Annotated in this window: 9 protein-coding genes and 1 tRNA gene; 3 read left to right on the plus strand and 7 right to left on the minus strand. The window is 70.9% G+C overall.

Annotation, left to right across the window (positions count from 1 at the left end; translation table 11 throughout):
• The first annotated feature begins 45 nt into the window (after nucleotides 1–45).
• A tRNA-Gly gene (locus IT072_RS19095) sits at nucleotides 46–119 on the plus strand.
• A gap of 170 nt (nucleotides 120–289) precedes the next feature.
• Here the strand turns inward: IT072_RS19095 and IT072_RS19100 are convergent.
• The 4 genes from IT072_RS19100 to IT072_RS19115 all read right to left on the minus strand — a co-directional run bounded on the left by IT072_RS19100 (nucleotide 290) and on the right by IT072_RS19115 (nucleotide 3,716).
• On the minus strand, nucleotides 290–1,525 hold the full coding sequence (locus tag IT072_RS19100; protein ID WP_223358415.1) for a type II toxin-antitoxin system HipA family toxin: 1,236 nt from the start codon (nucleotides 1,523–1,525) through the stop codon (nucleotides 290–292).
• Nucleotides 1,506–1,850: a helix-turn-helix domain-containing protein gene (locus tag IT072_RS19105; RefSeq protein WP_223358416.1), complete on the minus strand. Its 345-nt coding sequence runs from the start codon at nucleotides 1,848–1,850 to the stop codon at nucleotides 1,506–1,508. Before IT072_RS19105 ends, IT072_RS19100 begins: the two co-directional genes overlap by 20 nt.
• Nucleotides 1,851–2,271: 421 nt before the next feature.
• Nucleotides 2,272–3,357, minus strand: a complete 1,086-nt coding sequence (locus IT072_RS19110; protein ID WP_223358417.1) for a hypothetical protein — start codon at nucleotides 3,355–3,357, stop codon at nucleotides 2,272–2,274.
• A complete protein-coding gene (locus IT072_RS19115) occupies nucleotides 3,354–3,716 on the minus strand; it encodes a PadR family transcriptional regulator (RefSeq protein ID WP_223358418.1) in 363 nt (120 codons plus the stop codon). The genes IT072_RS19110 and IT072_RS19115 overlap by 4 nt, the downstream gene beginning before the upstream one ends.
• Before the next feature lie 219 nt (nucleotides 3,717–3,935).
• Between IT072_RS19115 and IT072_RS19120 the strand changes: the two genes are divergently transcribed.
• Nucleotides 3,936–5,768 (plus strand): DUF2207 domain-containing protein, encoded by a 1,833-nt coding sequence (locus IT072_RS19120; protein ID WP_223358419.1) that lies wholly within the window; start codon nucleotides 3,936–3,938, stop codon nucleotides 5,766–5,768.
• On the opposite strand, the gene IT072_RS19125 is transcribed toward IT072_RS19120, so the two are convergent.
• Entirely contained in the window at nucleotides 5,765–6,556 is a 792-nt protein-coding gene (locus IT072_RS19125; RefSeq protein WP_223358420.1) for an SDR family NAD(P)-dependent oxidoreductase, read from the minus strand. The two genes, IT072_RS19120 and IT072_RS19125, sit on opposite strands and share 4 nt — an antisense overlap.
• A gap of 109 nt (nucleotides 6,557–6,665) precedes the next feature.
• Between IT072_RS19125 and IT072_RS19130 the strand changes: the two genes are divergently transcribed.
• On the plus strand, nucleotides 6,666–7,157 hold the full coding sequence (locus tag IT072_RS19130) for a MarR family winged helix-turn-helix transcriptional regulator (protein ID WP_223358421.1): 492 nt from the start codon (nucleotides 6,666–6,668) through the stop codon (nucleotides 7,155–7,157).
• Between the two features lie 7 nt (nucleotides 7,158–7,164).
• Here IT072_RS19130 and IT072_RS19135 read toward each other — a convergent pair whose 3' ends face one another.
• Together IT072_RS19135 and IT072_RS19140 are read right to left on the minus strand one after the other, a co-directional pair.
• Nucleotides 7,165–8,142: a diacylglycerol/lipid kinase family protein gene (locus IT072_RS19135; protein WP_223358422.1), complete on the minus strand. Its 978-nt coding sequence runs from the start codon at nucleotides 8,140–8,142 to the stop codon at nucleotides 7,165–7,167.
• 105 nt (nucleotides 8,143–8,247) lie between these two features.
• A complete protein-coding gene (locus tag IT072_RS19140; RefSeq protein ID WP_223358423.1) occupies nucleotides 8,248–15,813 on the minus strand; it encodes a DUF5979 domain-containing protein in 7,566 nt (2,521 codons plus the stop codon).
• Between the last annotated feature and the right edge of the window lie 188 nt (nucleotides 15,814–16,001).

Here is a 16,001-nt window from a genome sequence, read left to right on the forward strand (position 1 = left end):
GGCCGCAGCCCGACCGCCCAGTGTTTCATTGGGTTCGAAGGCCACGCGAGTGTAGTTCAATGGTAGAACTTCAGCTTCCCAAGCTGATAGCGCGGGTTCGATTCCCGTCACTCGCTCCAGTGTTCGCAGGGTGAGAGTCGTCGCGTTCCGCTGGTCACCCGAGGCCACGGGTCGCTCAGCTCGAAGAGCTGATCGACCGTTCCCAGTGCCGACGCGACGACCGGTTCGCTGTGTTGCAGTTCAACAGTGACGCGCACAAGGCCCCCGCTCCTGGAGCCGGTCCAACAGGTCAGAGGCCATGTGTTGTGCCGGGGTTCAGGATCTGCCTCCCGAACAGCAGCATCTTGTCGGTGGCGGTCAGCCGAGCCAGTTCCGCAGCCTCGTCCCAACCGTCGCTGATGGTGGCGATGAGATCCTTGACGATCTCGCGGCCGCGGACCTGGCTGAGACCGTAGACGTGCGACTGGGCGACGAGGCCGACGAATGTACTGTCCCGTTCCCCGTCGCGCCCGTACGCGAGAATCTGCTTCGCCGTCTCGCCGGACCGGTTCATCGGGCTGAGGTCGTACGCAGGGGTGAGGTCGAGGTGCTCACCGTCCCAGAACGCAGCGTGGTTGCGCAGATGGTCATCGGTGTTGCTGATCGCGATGTTGAACGCGATCCGCGTGAACAGCTCCTCGCCGACCGTTTCAGGTGCGGTAGCGGATGCGCGGAGTTTGTCGAGCAGGTCCGGGTACGTGCCGTAGCGGGACGTCATCTCACCGAGGCCGAGGATGGTGAGCCCGGACACGGCCAGTCGGCGGCCGCCGTCGACGCGGTCAAACCGTTCGATCAGGAGGACGTCGCGGCCGAGGGAGCGGACGACGTGGGAGTCGGTGACGCGGATGCCGGCCTTGCGGGCGAGGACGATGCTGGCCGCTTCTGCGCCGACGACAGAGAACGGGTCGGTGCTGGTGGAGAACTTCGCGATGTAGTGCTTCCCGTCCGCTTCCAGCAGCGCCTTCGGCCGCGCGCCGCCGATCGCGGTGCCGAGCGTGAGCGCGTCCGCGAGCGGTTCAGGGACGGGCAGCCCCGCGGCGACCAGGTCCGCGGCTTGGTGAAGCATGTCGAGGGAACCGGTGTCTCGCCGGGCGATGTAGTCGGTCGCGCTGGTCTGGAAGTCCAGTGCGCCGAATCGGTTGGAGCCGGACTGCAGCAGGTAGGTGCGCTCGTCAAGCAGGCTGGTGTCGGCGTCGACGCCGCGGCGGCCGGTGAGCCGGTTGAGGATGACCTGGCGGCCCCACGCGTCGGGTGCTGCGTCCCGAACGCTGCCGGGCATGTGCAGGTCGGCTTGCGGTTCGTGCCAGTCGGTTCCGAGCGGAAGGTCCGGGCCGAGGCTGATCGCGTTCGGTCGCTCGAGGTAGCGATCGCCGTATCGGAAGCGGAGGTCCGTGCCTCTCGGCGCGAGGACCCCAGCGGTGACCGGTGAGGTCTCGCCGGGGAGCCACACCCAAACGTAGAACCGGTCAGAAGTCGAAGTCGCCATCGACATCCTTCCGGCGCGGCTCATCCACTCGGGTGGGGAGCAGGGCGAGGCGGGCGGCGCCGTCTCGGGCGAGCCGGTCGAGTTCGTCACGGTCGGCGTTGAACAGCGGCACGCCGGCGGCGACGGCGACATTGAAGACGTTCCCGATGGACGGGTTCGCCCCTCCGGTCTCGATCGCTCGCACCGTGTTCTCGGACACACCTGCACGTGCGGCGAGTTCCGCCATCGACCACACACGGTCATGGCGTGCGAAGCGGATCTGCTGCCCGAGGACGGTGAGCGCGTCCTGCGCGGCTGGTGTCAGGGAGATACGCTGCCTACCCACGAGTGCCTCCAATACTTTCGCGCTAAAGCCATATTAGACTCAAACTATTGCGGCCTGCGCGCTCTATGCACGGCGGACGTGCCAGCTGGCGAAGAATGGCGCGCCCATCCGTCCGCTGCCATCGGATTGAGCAATCCAATGCGCAATACTTCGCGGCTAACCAGCAACTAACCCGAAACTATTGGAGGCAGTATTGGAGTAGCCAGTTTTCTCATCTACTCCGATCGTGCTCACCGCGCCGCCGACGTCGAACGGGGGTAGCGACTCGACCGAGGTTTCTGATCGCGGGGCTGCGGTGCCGCACCCAGGCCGCGTCGACGATTGCGGACGAGCGCCAGCTGCCCGCGGACTCGACAGATCATCCCTCTCGCCCGATGCGGTCGGACCGCCGGGACTCATCGCATGGCCGGCAGAGGAGCAGTCACGGCGCGGGCGTCGGCACCGGTGTGGGCGTCGTGGTGGCCGCATCACCGGGACGCGCAGTCACACTCGGGGTCGGGGTCGGGGTCGGGGCGGGCTCCGGGGTCGGCAGCTCGTACGCGCTGAGCGGGTTGGTCGCCGGGAACGGGAGGGACGCCGCCGCCTCCTCGCCCGTCTTCGGCCGGCCGTCGGCGTCGAGTGGCGCGACGCGCAACGGGTAGACGTTCCACACGTAGGTGCTGCCGATCTTGGCATACGGAACCGGGACTACGGCGTCCGACGTGTTGGGGTCGGCGTCCAGGCCCGTGGAGTCGCCGCCGACGGTGACCAGCGGCGCGCCGTTCTGGTCGAAGAGCTGGATGTGGTCGAGCGGACGGCCGTCGGCGTCGTAGCCGAAGATGTTGGTCACGGCCGAGCCGTCGAGCGTGAGACCCTGAGGTGGCAGGTCGTCGACGGGCCCGGCGGCGTACGAGCCGGAGTCGTTCACCGCGGAGGCAAGGCCGCCGACCACGAACGGCGCGGCGAGCACGGCGACGACGGAAGCCAGCAGCCGGACGTACGTCAGCCATCGCTGCGGGAGCCAGCGGCCGCGCCCCCACTGCACACTCACGAGAACGCTCGCGCCGAGCACCACCCAGCCCAGGATCTGGGTGGGCAGAAGGCGGGCCTGCCCGGTGAACAGCAGCCAGCCCACGACGTACACGGCCCAGCCACGGAACACCCACCAGGCCGGCCTGAGCGCCAGCAGGAAGTCGGTGAGCCACGCGCCGAATCGGCTCGAGCGGGCCAGCCGCGACGCCTCCCCCCGCATGCGGGCGACGGATTCCCCCACCCGCTCCCGCAGCGTCGGCGCCGCGGCTGATCCTGCCCGCTCGGGCAGCCCGGCCGACGCTCGCAACTCGGAGGCGTACTGCCCGGGGTCGTCCGCGGTGAGCGCCCCGTCGTTGTCCTCGGCCTGCTCGAGCAGGTCGGCCTCGAGTCCGTCGGTCAGGTCGTCGACGTCATCCGCGGGAAGGTCGCTCAGATGGGAGCGGACGGCCGCGGCGAACGCGGCGACGTCGTCACGCAGAGTCGTGGTGTGCATCATCGTTCTCCGATCGTGCGGACGGACGGGGAGTGCTGCCGAGGAGCGTTCCCCAGCAGCTCGGACATCGCCGCGGAGAAGGCGGTCCAGGTCTGGCGCTGGCTCTGGAGCATCTCCACCCCCTCGGCGTTGATGGCGTAGTACTTGCGATTCGGACCGCCTTCGGACGGCGCCATATAGCTCGAGAGAGCGCCGGCGGTGTAGAGACGCCGCAACGTTCCGTACACGGAGGCATCGCCCACCTCGCCCAGGCCGGCCTCGCGGAGGCGCCGGACGATGTCGTACCCGTAGCCGTCGTCCTCCTGTACGACCGCGAGCACGGCGACATCGAGCACGCCCTTCAGCAATTGCGTCGTGTCCACAACACCACCTCACTGTCTCGCTTCAGACAGTACCACGGATTGCACAGTACTGCGCATCGCACACTCGGTCCTGCACTCGCGACGATGTCAGGATGGAGGGGGCCGCCGGAGGGACCGGCTGCCGACGACGCCGCCCGCGGGCGGAGGACGGCGGGTGACGTGGGAGTCCTCGATCGGGTTCGACAGCCGCGTGGTGGGGTCGCCCGGGGTGCTCGGCACGTGGTCGCCTCCGCGCTGGGCGCCCTCGTCACGATCGTGCTCCTGGCGAGCGCGACGGCGGGAGCAGCAGCAGCCCGGACGACGACGTCCGAGCGTCCGCCCGGCCATGCCCCCGCCTCCGTCGACGACTTCACCTTCGCCAGCTTCGACGGGGACTACCGCCTCGGACGCGACGCCCGCGGGCACTCGACCCTCACCACCGTCGAGACGCTCGTCGCACGGTTCCCCGAGACGGACCAGAACCACGGCATCCGGCGGGAGCTGGTCGAAGAATACGACGGGCATCCGACGGGCCTGCAGGTCGTGTCCGTGACGGACGGGAACGGGTCCCCGCGGGCATACACGAGCGAGTCGGACGACGGTGTCCTCTCGCTGACGATCGCGGCGAAGGAGTTCGTGCACGGCGAGCAGACGTACGTCATCACCTACCGGCAGACGGATGTGACGCGGCACTTCGCCGACACGGACGACGACGAGTTCTACTGGGACGCGAACGGGACGGAGTGGGCGCAGCCGTTCGACCGGGTGACGGCGACCGTGCATCTCGGCTCCGGGCTGGCGGAGGCGCTGAAGGGCACGGCGTCCGCGTATCGGGGCGCGCAGGGCTCGACGGAGGCAGCGACCGTCGAGCGCACCGCAGACGGGTTCCGCTTCACCGCCGATCGGCTGGGGGCGCGGGAGAACCTCACGTTCGCGATCGGGTTCGCGTCCGGGACGTTCATCGCGCGCGCGGACGGACTGTTCGACACAGGCTGGGGGTACGCAGCGGTCGCCGGACTGGTGCTCGTCATCCTGACGCTGATCGGCGCGATCGTGGTGCGGGTGCGCCTGCTGCGGGACGCCCCGGGACGCGGCACGATCATCCCGGAGTACGTGCCGCCCGCGGAGGGCCTGCTGCTCACGGCGGACATCCTGCGGCGCACGAGCAAGGCAGTCGCGGCACAGACGCTCGACCTGGCGGTGTCGGGGCGGGTCCGGGTGCTGCAGACCACGGGGTTCCTCGGGCGGCCGAAGTATGCGCTGGAGTTCGTCTCGACGGAGGCCACCGGGCGGCAGGCGCTGCGGCAGCCGCATCCGACGCGGGATGAGCTGGAGTTCCTGCAGGCGCTCTTCGGCGAGCCGCTCGCCCCGGGGGCGACGCTCGAGCTCGGCTCGTCCGACGCACGGGCGGCTCGCGCGATCTCCGCCGTCCTGAAGCGGGTCCACACGGATGCGACCGGGAACGGCTACCGCACGTCCGGTCCGAGCGGACCGATCCGCGCGGTCTTCTTCGCGGGCCTCGCCGCGACGGTGCTGGCCGTCGTGAGCGCGGTGTTCTGCATCGTCGGCGTCTACGGCGGGGCGGCGCCGTTCCTGATCCTTCTCGGCTCGATCGTGCTGTTCGTCACCGCCGCCGGCCTGACGTCGCGCTCACCCCTGACCAGCACCGGCACGACGCTCCGCGAGTACGCCGACGGGCTGCGGATGTACGTCGAGCTCGCCGAAGCGGATCGCATCCGGTACCTCCAGTCGCCGCAGGGGGCGGAGCGCGCACCGGTCGCCGCGGACGATCCACGCGAGATGCTGCAGCTCACCGAGCGGCTCCTGCCGTGGGCCGTGCTCTTCGGCGAGGAGAAGAAGTGGCAGGCGGACCTCGGGAGGCTCTATGAGCAGACCGGGCAGTCGCCGACCTGGTACGCCGGGCAGACCGCGTTCAACGCGGCCGTGCTCTCGCAGATGGTCTCCGGCATCTCCTCCAGCACGACCATCGCGAGCAGTTCGTCGTCCGGCGGGACCGGGGGCGGCGGGTTCTCGGGCGGCGGGGGCGGCGGCGGAGGCGGCGGGGGCGTCTAGAGCATCCCCGTCAGCACACCGCCGTCCGCCCGGATCGCCGCGCCGTTCGTCGCCGACGCCAGCGGGCTCGCGAGGTAGGCGACGAGGTGCGCGATCTCGTCCGGGGCGAGGAAGCGCTCGAGGAGCGTCGTGCGGTTCTGCCCGATGATCGCCTCCTTCATCGTCTCCGCCGGGATCTCCTGCTGCTCCGCGATGGCCTCGACGGCGGCCGCGACGCCGTCCGAGTACGTCGGGCCCCCGAGGATCGTGTTGACCGTGACGGCGGTGCCGCGCGTGCGCTTGGCGAGGCCGTTGCCCAGCGCGATCATCGCGGCCTTCGTGACGCCGTAGTGGATCATGTCCGCCGGCACGTTCACGCCCGACTCGCTGCCGACGAAGATCACGCGGCCCCAGCCACGCTCCAGCATGCCGCCGAGGAGCTGCCGCGAGAGCCGCACGCCGCTCATCACGTTGACCTCGAAGTAGCGCCTCCACTCCGCATCGTCGACCGACTCGAACTCCGCGAGACCGAACAGCCCGACGTTGTTGACCAGGACGTCAACCGGCCCGAGCGCACCGAGCAGCCCCTCGACCTGCACCGGATCGGCGAAGTCGGCGACGAGACCGGAGGCGTCCGACCCGGGATGCTCGCGCCGGAGCCGCGCGACGGCCGCCTCCACCCGCGCCGCATCCCGACCGTTCACGGTCACCCGCACGCCCTCGGCGGCCAGCACGGAGGCGACGGCGTAGCCGATCCCCTGCGTCGACCCGCTGATGAACGCCGTCCTGCCCTGCAGCCCCAGCTCCATTCCCTCTCCCGTTCCGTGGCGGCGCCGCATGCGCCATTCACTTGCTCAGGCAAGTGAATGTACCCGGGATGACTTGCTTGAGCAAGTCATTGCATCGTACGCTGTTGTCATGTCGCCCCCCTCCGAACCGGCCGCCCTCAGTGGCGAGAAGCTGGAGGTGTGGGCCTCCCTCGCCACCCTGCTGGAGCGCCTCCCCGCTGCCCTCGACGCGCAGCTCCAGCGCGACAGCGGTCTGACGCACTTCGAGCACGGCGTGCTCTACGCCCTCGCCACCGCCCCGGACCGCACACTGCGGATGAGCGTGCTCGCCGGCTACGCGAGCTCGACGCTCTCGCGGCTCTCGCGAGCCGTCACCCGCCTCGAGAAGAAGGGATGGGTGCGCCGCGTCATCGACCCGAGCGACGGACGCTTCACGCTGGCCGTCCTCACCGATGCCGGCCACGACACTGTGGTCGCCTCCTCCCCCGCGCACGAGCAGCTCGTCGACCACCTCGTATTCGACGCGCTCACGGCCGCGCAGGTGCGTCAGCTGGGTGTCATCAGCCGGCGCATCGCGGAGGCGATCGACGCGGCGCCGGTCTGGCGGCCGCCGGCCGGCTGAGTGGCACTCACCCGCGCGGCACCCGCACCGTCAGCGCGTGATGCTCCACCCGCAGCCTCGCAGCGATCACGGACCCGTTGGGGTCGCCGTCGAGCTGGATCTCCTGCGGCTCACGGAAGCGGACGCGCAAGGTCGTGGCCTGGGCGTACAGGATGGCGCGCGGCTTCGGGGTGAGGCGGCGGACGAACCGGCCGAAGCGCGTGCGGTGGAGGAGACGGTTGAAGGCGAGGCGGTAACCGATGTCGGCCCAGCCTCCACCGCCCTTCGGGCGCATCACGACGGCGTCGAGCAGACCGTCGTCGACGACGGCGTCGGGGATGAGCAGCATGCCGGCGGTCAGGCTGCCCGAGTTGCCGACGATGACGGTGTGCGCCCGCATCGCGACGTCGGGCTTGTCGTCCAGGCCGTAGACCATGTCGAAGCGGCGGTTGCCGAGGATGCTGCGCGCGATGGGGTCGGAGTAGGCCAGCCAGCCGATCCGCTTCTTGAGCTTCTGGTTGGTGTGCGCGGCCATGTGCGCATCGAGCCCGATGCCCGCCATGACGAGGAACGCGCGCTCCTCGCTCTCGCCGCCGGCGCGTTCGAGGTGCGCGAAGCCGAGGTCGATGAGGCGATCCTCGCCGTCGAAGGCGGTCGCGACGGCTGCGCCCGTGTTGGTGACGGGAAGCCCGAGCTCGCGCGCGAACAGGTTACCGGTGCCGGACGGGACCACGCCGATGCCGACTCCCGACCCCGCCAGCACGGCGGCCGCCGCACGCAGGGTGCCGTCGCCGCCCGCGACGATCACGAGCTGCGGGTGTGCAGCAGCCGCACGCTCCACGGCGTCCCGTCCGTCGTCGTCCGCGCTGGTCTCGAACCACTCCGACGGCGCCCAGCCCGCCTTCTCCTCCTGCGCAGCGACCGCGGTGCGCAGCGCAGGCAGGCGGACCTTGCTCGGGTTGTAGACGACGGCCGCGCGCGGCGGCCCGGCGACGTCGCGGCTCATCGCCCCAGCGTACGCGTGGTCGCCTCGTCGGTCGGACCGCTGCGGCGATGGGACGAGGGGTGTCGCCCTCGTCCCGTCGCCGCAGAGTCTGCCGATCCGTCGGCCTCAGCCGCGGCGCGGGCGGCGGCGCAGGCGCGTCACCACGAGTCCGGCGGCGCCGGCGACCAGGAGTCCGATGCCCCACAGGACACCGGCACCCTGGGTCGAGCCGGTGCTGGCGAGGCCGCCCGCCGCCGGCGGGTCGAGCACGACAGCGCAGGCCTCGCCCGCGTCACCGCAGCCGCCCTCGCCGGTCGACGGTGTCCACGGCCCGGGCGGGGTCGTGACCGTCGCCCGGTTGGTGGTGTCGAGCGGCTGGTCGAGGACGGTGGTCACCGTGAACGAGGTGGAGGCTCCGACGGCGAGGGCCGGGATCTTCCAGGTGAGCTTGCCGGCCGTCATGGTCGACGCCGGGCTCGTGCTGATGACCCGGAGGCCACGCGGCAGGAGGTCGCTCACCGTCGCGTCGACCGCGTCGATCTCGCCGTCGTTGGTGACGACGATCGTGTAGACGATGGTGTCGCCCACCGAGGCCGTCGGCCGATCGGCGGACTTCGCGACCGCGAGGTGACCGATGTCGAAGCGGTTGGTCACCGTGACCGTCGCGGCCGAGCCGCTCGGGATGGCGACCACGCCGTCCGCGGGGTCGAGGGTGGTCGCGGTCGCGAGACCGGCGTCCGTCTCCTCGACGGCGCAGGAGGCACCGGCGATCAGGTCGTCGACGGTGGCCGTGTAGCCGTTCGCCTTCGACAGCTCCAGGGTGCCCCTCGCCCCGAGGTCGATGGGCGTGGTCACGCCGTCGACGTCGTAGGTGCAGGTGACCTGGACGGTGAACGGACCGGCGCCGAAGAGGGCGACGCCCGCGCCGACGCGCTTCTTGTCGATCGTCAGCGAGCCGGTGTCGAAGGTGTTGGTGATCGTCACCGTCGCCGGGGTGCCCGCGGGCACGGTGACGCCGCCGGCCGGGGCGATCGCGACGGAGGTCGCGCCTCCCGTCGCCGTCTCCGCCGTGTCGCAGTGGGCTCCCTGGATGAGACCGGTGACGGTCGCGGTGTAGCCGTTGGCCTGGTCGAGCACGACCACACCGGCGTCAGGCAGCGGGATCGTGAGCGTCACGCCGTCCTTGACCCAGGTGCAGGTCAGCTGCGCGGTGAACGGGCCGGCCCCGTAGGTGGCCGCGCCGTCGCCGTCGCGCACCTTCTCGAGCGTGACCGAGCCGGCCGAGAACGTGTTGGTCACGTCGACCGTCACGTTCTGCACGGTGCCGTCGAGCGCGCCCGGGATGGTGACGGAGGGCTGGTCGACGGTGCTTCCCGTCGCGCCTCCCGTCGCCGTCTCGGTCACGTCGCAGACGGTGCCGGCCGGGTAGACGCCCGGGACGGTGACCGTCTCGCCGCCGCGGATCGTCAGGTCTCCGTCGAACAGGGTCTGGTCGCCCGCGTAGACGCAGGTCGCGTGGACGGTGAAGGGACCGTCGCCGTAGGCGCCCGCGGCGTCGCCGTCGACGGTCTTGGTGATCGTCAGCGTGCCGGCCGCGTAGTGGTTGTTCACCACCGCGGTGTCTCCGCCGTCCGCGCCGGTGAGGGTCACGGTCGTCGAGTCGCCGGTCGTCTCCGCGGCTCCGTCGAACGCGATGCCGACGTGGTTCGGCGCGGTCGCCGCTCCGTCGGCGTCGGTCTCGCTGATCACGCACTTCGCGCCGACCGGAAGCCCGGTGACGGTGCGGGACTCGCCGTCGGCCAGGGTGAAGGCGGCATCCGCTGCCGCGAGCGGGATGGAGGTCCCGAGCGCGCTGGTGCAGACGAGGGTCAGGTCGAAGGGCCCGAAGGAGCCGGCCGTCGCCGCGGTCTCGACGTGCTTGGTGACGGTGAGCTGCGTCGTCGCGTAGTCGTTCGCGATGGCGACGGTCTGGGCGGCCGGGACGGGCGCCGAGGCGTCGGCCGCGGTCGCGATGACCACGCTCGCCGGGGTCACCGTGCGGCTCGACTCGCCGTACGAGCCGTCGGCGCCGTGCTCGGTGACGGCGCAGGAGGCGCCCACCGGGATCCCGTCGATCCGTGCGGTGTACCCGCCGGCCTTGCTCAGCGTGACCGAGGACGCGCTGCCGAGGTCGACCTTCACGCCGTCGACGGTGCACGCCACGTCGGCGACGAAGCTGGTCGGCGCATACTCCGCGGCCGGTCCCGTGATCGTCTTGGTGATCTGCAGCGGACCGCCGAGGAGGAGGACGCCGGACTTGATCGGCTCCTGCGGTCCCGCCGGCTGCGAGCCCGACACGTACGTCGGGTAGAAGCCGAACGAGTTCCAGGCTCGCACGCCGGTCACGGGGGCGGTGACCGGCGCCCGGTCGTCGCCCGCCGTCGTGGTCGGGACGTTCGTGGTCGAGTACGTCACCTTGAGCGCGCCGCCGGCCGGCAGCACCGCACCGGGCGCCCCGCTGAAGTCGAAGACCAGCTTGATCGCGGTGACCGCGCCCGCGTCGACGGTGGTGCCGACCGCACTGGAGGGCAGCCACGAACCGGCGGGGCAGGATCCCGCGCCGGGGGTGATCTCCTTGGTGCACGGGTTCGCGGAGGTCGTGACGTACCAGTCCATGCGGGTGCCGTCGACGCCGCCCGAGCTCTGGAACGCGACGTCGCCGTTGAACCGCGGGGTGTAGACCGACCCGCGCTGCGACGGGTCGACGACACCCACGTCACCCGGGTACGGGAACACGTCCACGGCCGTCAGGTTCTTGGCGGCGACGTTCCCGCCGTTCACCATCTCCAGCTTCCAGTGGTCGGTACCGCCGACGGTGCTGACCGCCGCGCAGGGGTAGCGGTAGTAGCCGTCGGAGTCCGAGGTGCAGGGCAGCGACGGGTTGTTGATGTTCTGCGCGTCTCCGCTGTCGGAGCGGACGCCCTTCGAGGCGGTGAACGAGCCCTGCGAGAGCGTCGTCACGACGTTGCTCGTCGAGCAGGTGTTGGCCGCGAAGCTGATGGCGCGGCCATTGCCCGGGTTGAGCGCGCCGCAGACACCCGCGGTCAGCGCACGGTCGGTGGTCACGCCGAATCGGTTGGTCGCGACGGACGCGGGCGGCAGGCCCGGCTTGATCTGCAGCGAGATCGTGATGCTGTAGGTCTCGCCGGGAGCCAGCTGCGAGCCGGCCGGCCAGGTGAAGCGGATCGTCCCGGCGGCCTGATCATAGGTGCGAGTCACCTTCGTGGGGTCCGTCGGAAGCGTGCCGCCCGACGACGTGCTGTACACCGGCACGTTGGTGGGCACGAAGATCAGCGAGCCGTCGCTCGGAAGGGTGTCGGTCGCGACCGGGTTGGGCAGGTACCCGGTCCCGGTGTTCTTGAACCGCAGGGTCCAGTTGACCTCCTTGCCGGAGGCGGCCTGGCCGGGGCTCGTCTTCTCCACCACGATGGCCGCGGTCCCGGGGTTGACCGTGAAGGTCGCCGTCGCGGTCGCCCGCGTCGCATTCACCTCGTTGTACGAGGCGTCGGCGAACACGGTGTCGGTGATGGTGCCCGCCGCGGTCTCGCCGGGCATCGGGGTGCTGACCGCCGTCGAGGCGACGGGCCCGGACCCGTCGCGCAGCTGCGACCGCAGGCTCACGCTGAGACGGACGTTGTCCGCATTGTTGGAGGCGGCGAAGCTCGACCCGTCCGCCCGGGTGAACGTGAAGCGCAGGCCGGTCACGTCAGCCGCGGCGACGCTCGACGGCAGTGAGGCCGTCGCGATCGTGCTCGCGGATCCGGGGTGCCAGATCGCTCCGGCGCCCTGACCGGTCTGGGCGTCGATCGTCACCCGGTCGGCGCCGGTCGGCACGTTCGGGATGGCGAAGCCGCTGAGCGTGAAGGCGTTCCAGAAGGTGGGGGTCGAGTCCTCGATGACGAGGACCTTCGGGGAGAGCGTGCCGGTCGAGCGGGCGCGCAGACTCACCTGGATGGGGTTCGTCGGGTTGGCCTGGAGCGTGCTGGTGGGGGTGAACGTCTTCGCGGTGGCGACCTGGAGGTTGCCGTTCGCCAGCGTCACGGACGCGCTCTGTGTGTCCGCGGCCTGAGCGGTCGGGTAGACGTCGTCGTGCAGCGCGCCGTAGACGGTGTTGACGAACGCGCCGGCGGTGGGCGCCGTGCCGGTGGCCCGGCTGGTCGGGCGCAGCTGCGCCGTCAGCGTGACCGTGGCCTTCTGCCCCGGCGCGATGGTGGCGCCGGTTCCGTCGGTTCCCTGCGCGTTGGTGCCGCGCAGCAGCACGCTGACCCCGACCACGTCGGCGAGCTGGGCCGCGGTGAGCGCCGTGGCCTGCGCGATCGTGTGCGTCGTCGTCGTCAGCGTCCCATCGTCGGCGCGGTGCAGGAGCGAGACGACGCTGAGGGAGGTCTGCACTCCGCTCGCCGAGCTCAGGTCGACGGCGATCTTGGTCAGGTTCAGCCTGTCCAGCGGGTTCGCGGCCGGGTCGTAGGCGCCGAAGACGCACGGGGCCGTCGTGGTCGCGTTGGTGCAGTCGATCGGGTCGCTGATGCGGAGCTGCCAGGTGCTGCTCGTGGACGTGTTCGCGATCGTCGTCGTGTAGACGGTGGTCGGGTACGAGGCGGCGGGGACGTCCGGCTGCGGGATGACGAGCGTCGTCGGGTTCGCGGTCTTCGTCGTCTTCGTGGTGAAGGTCGGGTCGATGATCGTGACGTGATCGGACGCGGTCCGCTCGAACGGCGCGCCGGTGGCCGGGATGCCGCGCACCAGGACGGTGTTGTCGACCGCTCCGGCCGAACCGGCGATGTTGTACTCGCGGGTGCCGGTCACCCAGTCCGTCGTGGCGCCGCCGCGCACGGAGTTGCGCAGCTTCAGGTCGAGGTGGAGAGTGCGCGCATTGGCGTTGGCGCCCGGGAAGGCTCCGGCCGAGGCACTCGCCACACCGCTGCCCACGGCCGGGGCCGTCGGGTCTCCGGTGGCGGCGATGGCCGCGGCCCGGTTCGGGCTCTCGATGAACGTGAGGCGCACACCCTGTGTCGACGCGCGCTCGGCGGTGCTCAGGGTGTAGCCGGGGAAGGTGCCGTCACAGGCGTTCGCGCTGGTGCAGGCCTTCGACGTGACGTCGTTCCACGTGGTGCCGTCGAAGAGCTCGACCTTGGAGACCTTGTCCCAGCGGATCAGCGGGTCGTAGGTCGCACCCGCCGTGGAGGTCGGGGTGATCGCGTCGATGCGCACCAGGTCGAACGCCTGGAACACGCTGGACGAGACGGGCGAGGGGCTCGCCGGGTCCTGGACGACCATCGAGGTGACGCCGGTGGTCTGGGTGCCCCAGCCGAGCGTGACGCCGGTGGTGGTGCCGGACTGGGCCTGCAGCACCTTGGTGCCGTCCCACGCCTTGCTCGCGATCAGCGGACCGGGACCTCCGTCGGTGGCCTGGACGTTCGCGGTGGCGCAGTCCACGGCGGGACGGCTCGTGATGGTCGCGCCGCCGTTGACGGTGCCGCTCGCGCTGCTGACCGCGCAGTTCTCGTAGGCGGTGAGCGCCGGGTACGTGCCCGGGTTGGTCGGGCCGCTGCCGTCGCGGAGCGTGCCGCGCGCGACGAACACGATGCCCGGCTTCACGTTGGTCGCCTGGCCGAAGCCGTCCTGATCGGCGAAGGTGAAGCGCAGCCCCCGCACGTCGGAGTGCCCCGTGCCGTTCGGCAGGACGTCGTCGAGCACGGCCGAGTAGGTCTTCGCACCCGAGGTGGCGTCGACGGTGGTCAGCGTCTTCCAGGTGGTTCCGTCGGTCGTGTACTCGATGGTGAGCGTCGACCCGTTCGGGACGGAGGTCGGCGCGATCGCGGTGGCGTCGAACGCGTTCCAATACGGAGCGGCGGTCGGATCCTGCGGCTCCGTCACGACGATCGTGGTGGGGCGCACGGAGCTGGTGCCCGGCGGCGTCTGCGCCGACAGCTGCACCAGGCTCGCGCCGCCCGGGATCACGGTCTGCGGAGTGATCGTCTTGTCGAGCGCCAGCGTCACCTCGGGGAAGTACACCTCGAGGTTCGCGGTCGCCGTGTCCTCGGCGGTCCCTGCCGCGTTGACGCCGGTGACGGTCGCCGCGTTCGGGTAGGTGACGAAGCCGGAGCCGGCGGGCCCCGCATCCGTCGTCGTCCCGACGCGGAAGGGCAGCTTCGCCGTCGCCCCGGTGCCGATGGTGCCGGTGTAGGTCACCTGGAAGGCGGTGATGTACTGCCCGGGAGCGAGCGTCGGCGCGCTGGGCAGCCCGGACGACGAGGTGAAGGTCGAGTCGGCGGGGGCCGTCCCGGTGTTCACCGACCAGGAGACCGTGGCGCCCGTCGCGCCGTCCGGCCATGCCGCACCCGACGTGAACCCGCCGAACGAGATCTTGTCGGAGAAGAACGTGCCGCTGCCGGGCTCGCGCACGGACAGGCTGGTGAGCGGACCCGTGGACGTGTTGGTCGCGGTGAGGGTGGCGGTGGTGGATTGCCCGGCCGGGATCTGCTGGACGCTGAAGCTCTTGTCGGCGGACACGCTCACCGTGAGCGGGGCGATCACCTGAGAGGCCGTGGCGGGCGCCGAGGTCGCATCGCCCTTCGGCGTGCTGACGACGGAGGCGATCGTGTTGACGCGGGTGCCGCCGGCGACGAGCGCGGCGCCCGTCCGGCGGTTTGTCGCGCGCTGCGCGAAGACGACGTCGACGGATCCGTTGGCACCCGGCGTGATGGCGGCCCCGCCCTGCGACGAGCTGAAGACGATCTTCAGGCCGAGCACATCGCCCGCGGCGACCGTGGAGGGAAGCGCGGGGGTGGCACCCACCGGCCCGGGGACGTCCCCGCCCGCGGTCACGGCCACCACCTGCACCTGGTCGGCGCCGGCGGGCATGGTCACGGCGCCGAAGCCCGCGAAGTCGTAGAAGTCGTACACGCCGCCCGCGACCGTCGGGTCGGCGGGCTCGGCGATCGTCAGGCTGGTCGCGTCGATGTTCGACGAGCTCGACGCCTTGAGGGTCGCGGTCGAGTGCTCGCCTGCGGCGAACTGGGTGGATGCCGGGGTCCAGGTCTTCGAGGCCGTCGCACCGAGCACGTCGGGCACGTGCACGGTGACCGGCGCGGAGGCCTGCACGGTGGCCGCGTTGCTCGCCGTGAACGACGCGGTGTTGGTGAGGGTCTGGGTGTCGTACGACTTCGCGACGTCGTCGGGCACCTTGGCGGTGATCTGGACGGTGCCGGTCGCACCCGCGGCGAGCCCCGTGCTCGCGGGAGTGGTGTTGGGCACGGCGTCGTTGAACGCGACCTTGACCGTGTTGCCGTCGACCGTGACCGCGCCGCTGCCGCCGACGACCGTGGGCGTGCCGACGATGGTCAGCGGCGCCGGGACGGGATCGGTGATCGTCGCGTTCACACAGCCGGTCGTGGTGGAGGAGCAGCCGAAGTTGAGGGTGTAGACAAACTGCTGCCCGGGCTGCACATCCGTGACCGTGGTCGTCTTCGACAGGTTCAGGACGCCGGAGCCCAGGTCGTCGGCGTTGGCCGCCTGGACGCCGATCGCCGAGGAGCCGAGCAGCACCAGCGCGAGTGCTGCGGCGACACTGACGGGAGTCCGGAGAGTGAGCCCGGCGGCCGAGTGACGGCCGCGCGGGCGCACGAAGAGAGCGCGGATTCGGGTAAGCACAACAATCCCCCATGCGGGACGAAGCATCCGGGTCCGCTCGGCGGGCGTCGGGACGGGTGTGCGACGGGCGTCGGTTCGGGTAGCGGCTCGCGGGTCGGGTCCAACGAGAGATGCTTCACCCCTTTCCTATCGAAGTTTCCATCACACCTGTAGGTGTTTTGCTACCCCAAAGCTGGGGACAGTCCACC

Source organism: Leifsonia sp. ZF2019, from assembly GCF_019924635.1.
In the GTDB taxonomy this organism is placed as follows: domain Bacteria; phylum Actinomycetota; class Actinomycetes; order Actinomycetales; family Microbacteriaceae; genus Leifsonia.

What these genes read in the sequence shown, in the direction of transcription:
- IT072_RS19135 (WP_223358422.1), bottom strand. Translation starts at nt 8,142, where the DNA reads ATGAGCCGCGACGTCGCCGGGCCGCCGCGCGCGGCCGTCGTCTACAAC.
- IT072_RS19130 (WP_223358421.1), top strand. Translation starts at nt 6,666, where the DNA reads ATGTCGCCCCCCTCCGAACCGGCCGCCCTCAGTGGCGAGAAGCTGGAG.
- IT072_RS19110 (WP_223358417.1), bottom strand. Translation starts at nt 3,357, where the DNA reads ATGATGCACACCACGACTCTGCGTGACGACGTCGCCGCGTTCGCCGCG.
- IT072_RS19125 (WP_223358420.1), bottom strand. Translation starts at nt 6,556, where the DNA reads ATGGAGCTGGGGCTGCAGGGCAGGACGGCGTTCATCAGCGGGTCGACG.
- IT072_RS19100 (WP_223358415.1), bottom strand. Translation starts at nt 1,525, where the DNA reads ATGGCGACTTCGACTTCTGACCGGTTCTACGTTTGGGTGTGGCTCCCC.